Annotated in this window: 2 protein-coding genes; both read left to right on the top strand. The window is 63.9% G+C overall.

Translation table 11 applies throughout. From position 1 onward, the window contains the following. On the top strand, window positions 1-1,365 hold a 1,365-nt coding region (locus tag NBG84_RS16940; protein ID WP_250920303.1), incomplete at its 5' end, for a condensation domain-containing protein. After that, window positions 1,362-3,977 (top strand): non-ribosomal peptide synthetase (locus NBG84_RS16935; RefSeq protein ID WP_250920302.1); only part of this gene is annotated, 2,616 nt, incomplete at its 3' end. The genes NBG84_RS16940 and NBG84_RS16935, both read left to right, overlap by 4 nt.

Genomic DNA, 3,977 nt, shown 5'->3' with positions numbered 1-3,977 from the left:
GTGACGGCGGTGCAGTCGGTTCTCGATCATCACGATGTGCTGCGGGCCCGGCTTTCGGGTGCCGACGGTGATGGTGAGTGGGTCCTGGAGGTCCTGGAGCCGGGTGCGGTCCAGGCAGCCTCGTGCGTGCGTCGGATCGATGTCGCAGGCCTGGAGGGATCAGACCTGCAACGGGTGATCACCGTAGAGGCGGAAGCGGCCCGGGACCGGCTGGCACTCACGGACGCGACGATGGTCCAGGCGGTCTGGTTCGACGCCGGACCCACCACCTCAGGCCGCCTACTCGTAGTGGTCCACCACCTCGTAGTCGACGGAGTGTCCTGGCGGATCCTGCTACCCGATCTACAGCAGGCATGGGAAGCCGCCATCGATGACCGGCCCGCGGCTCTACAACCAGTCGGCACCTCCTTCCGCCACTGGGCACAAACCCTGGCCGAGCACGCGGAAAGCCCAAAGCGGGTCGCAGAACTAGCATTGTGGCGCAAGACGCTGCACGGACCGGATCCGCTACTCGGCGCCCGGCCACTGGACCCGACACGCGACACCAGCAGAAGCGCCCGCTCATTGACCGTGACACTGGCACCACAGCAAACCGAGCCATTGCTGACCGAGGTCCCCGCGCTCTTCCACGCCGGTATCAACGACGTACTCCTCAGCGCACTGGTACTGGCGATGGGACGCTGGCGAGCCCGGAGGGGGCAACGTGCCGCCAGCCTGCTCGTCGATCTGGAGGGACATGGGCGTGAGGAGATCTTCGACGGCGCGGAACTATCCCGCACCACAGGCTGGTTCACCTCCATGTTCCCCGTCCGCCTGGACCCGGGCACCATCAACGAAACCAACGCCTGGGCCGGTGGTGCGGATCTGGGCCGGGTCCTCAAACGGATCAAAGAACAACTACGGGCCGTCCCCGACCACGGCATCGGATACGGCCTACTCCGCTACCTCAACCCGGACACCGCCACCGAACTCACCCCTCTACCCACCCCACAGATCGGCTTCAACTACCTAGGCCGCTTCTCCATCGGCCAACCCACCGACTGGACCCCCGCCACCGACGGCACCACAGCCGGCAGCGGAACCGACCCCGACATGGCCCTCACACACACCCTCACCATCAACTCCCTCACCCAAGACACCCCCCAAGGCCCCACCCTGACCATCACCTACACCTGGCCCACCGACCAATTCAACGAAACCGACATCCAGCAACTCGCCGACTCCTACCTCCAAGCCCTCACCGCCCTCACCCAACACGCCACCCAACCCACCAGCGGCGGCCGCACCCCCTCAGACCTACCCCTACTCAACCTCAACCAGGCCGACATCGACCGCCTGGAATCGGTGTGGAGGAAGAAGAAGTGACTCAGCACGAACTGGAAGACGTTCTTCCTCTGGCCCCCTTGCAGGAGGGTCTGCTCTTCCACGCCCTCTACGACGAGGAAGGAGACGATGTCTATACGACGCAATTCTCCTTCCTGGTGGAAGGGGTGTTGGATGTTGCGGTGTTGAAGGCCTCCGTGCACACCCTGTTGCGCCGACATGCCAACCTACGCGCCGGATTCCTCCACGAAGGACTGTCCCAACCCGTCCAGATCATCCCCCGCAACATCGAACTACCCTGGCAAGAAATCGACCTCCGCCACCTAGACCCCTACCAACAACAACACACCATCACCGACTGGCTCCACCACGACCAAAACCAACGCTTCGACCTCGCCAACCCACCCCTACTCCGCTTCGCCCTACTCCACCTCGACACCCACCGCTACCAACTAGTCTTCACCAACCACCACATCCTCCTCGACGGCTGGTCCCTACCCATCCTCATGAAGGAACTGTTCACCCTCTACGCCCAAGCAGGCCAAGAAACCGGCCTACCCCCCGTCACCCCCTACCGCAACTACCTCGCCTGGATCGCCGGACAAGACCGCGACACCGCCGAAGCCGCCTGGCACCACGCCCTCGACGGCCTCAACGAACCCACCCGCCTCACCCCCACCAACCACAGCCGCACCCCCCAAATGCCCAAACAGCTCGCCCTCGAACTACCCACCCACCTCACCCACCAACTCACCACCACCGCACGCCACCACAGCACAACCCTCAACACCCTCATCCAACTCGCCTGGGCCACCCTCCTGGCCCGCATGACCGGACGTACCGACATCGTTTTCGGTGCCACTGTCGCCGGCCGTCCGCCCGAAATCCCCGGCATCGAAACCATGGTCGGCCTCTTCATCAACACCATCCCCATACGCGTCACCTACTCCCCCAACGAACCCCTATCCAACGTCCTCACGCGGCTGCAACAACAACAGACCCAACTCCTCGCCCATCAACATCTCGGCCTCGCCACCATCCAAAACCTCGTCGGCATCGGCGAACTCTTCGACACCGTCGTCGTCTTTGAGAACTACCCCACCAACCTCAACCAAGCGACAGGAGAGCCATCCCGTACCCCTGGTGGAGTTCGGATCACACCTGCCGGAACTCGTGATGCCACTCACTATCCATTGAGCCTGATCGTTGCGCCTGGTAACCATCTGCAGCTTCACTTGGGTTACCGCACCGACCTTTTCGATCAGGCTGCCGTGACCGTCCTGGCCGCACGTTTGGTGCGGATCTTGGAAGAAGTAGTAGCCGATTCGGGAAGGCCGATCGGGCAGATCGACATCCTCACCCCCGCAGAACGCCACCAACTGCTCGTGGAATGGAACGACACGGCGAGGGATGTTCCCGAGGCGTTGCTGCCCCAGCTGGTTGAGGCTCAGGTGATGGCGACGCCGGATGCGGTGGCGGTCGTCTTCGAGGACCAGCAGCTCACCTACCAGGAGCTGAACGCGCGGGCAAACCAGCTAGCCCGGTATCTGATCGGTCAGGGTGCGGGGCCGGAAGGGCTGGTGGGGTTGGCCCTGCCGCGTTCCGCGGAGCTGATCGTGACCCTCCTGGCCGTCCTGAAGTCAGGGGCCGGATACGTACCCATCGACCCCGACTACCCAGCGGACCGCACCGCCTCCATGCTCGACGACGCCCAACCCGTCCTACTCATCACCGACACACAGACCGCCCCCGCCGTTCCGGAGGCGGGTTCCATCCGACAGGTCCTGCTGGATGACGCCGACACGGCCCGGCACATCACCAGCCTGGACAACACGGATGTCACCGACACCGACCGTTCCGGCGCACTGCTGCCGCAGCACCCCGCCTACGTCATCTACACCTCCGGCTCCACCGGCAAGCCTAAGGGCGTGGTTGTCTCTCAGGTTGGGTTGGTGAATTTCCTTGGGGCGGCTCGGGGGTTTTGCCCGTTGGGTGGGGGTGATCGTCTGCTTGCGGTGACGACGGTCGCGTTTGATATTGCGGCGTTGGAGTTGTATCTGCCGTTGGTTTCGGGTGCGGCTGTGGTGGTTGCTGGGTCGGTGGTGGTGCGGGATTCGTTCGCGTTGGGGGCGTTGGTCGAGTCGGCTGGTGTTTCGGTGTTGCAGGCTACTCCGTCGTTGTGGCAGGCATTGGTGTCTGATGTGCCGGATTGTGTGTCTGGTGTGCGGATGCTGGTTGGTGGTGAGGCGTTGCCGGCGGTGTTGGCGGCGCAGATGCGTCGGGTTGGTGGCGGGGTGGTGAATCTGTATGGGCCGACCGAGACCACGATCTGGTCGACGGTTGCCCCGCTGGAGTTGGCCGCTGGTCCAGCGGTCGTCGTGCCTCCGATCGGCCGCCCGTTGAACAACACGCAGGTGTATGTGCTGGATGGGGGTCTGTGTCCGGTGCCGGTGGGTGTGCCGGGTGAGTTGTATATCGCGGGTGCGGGACTGGCGCGTGGATATCTGGGACGCCCTGACCTCACCGCCGAGCGATTCATAGCCAACCCGTTCGGTGGTTCGGGTGGGCGGATGTACCGGACCGGGGACCTAGCCCAATGGCGCACAGACGGCACCCTGGAGTTTGTGGGTCGTGCGGATGCGCAGGTGAAGGTA

It is taken from the genome of Streptomyces albipurpureus (genome assembly GCF_023701525.1).
GTDB lineage: Bacteria > Actinomycetota > Actinomycetes > Streptomycetales > Streptomycetaceae > Streptomyces > Streptomyces albipurpureus.
The sequence above is the reverse complement of the archived record's forward strand: the minus strand, read 5'-3'. Positions and strand labels throughout refer to the sequence as shown.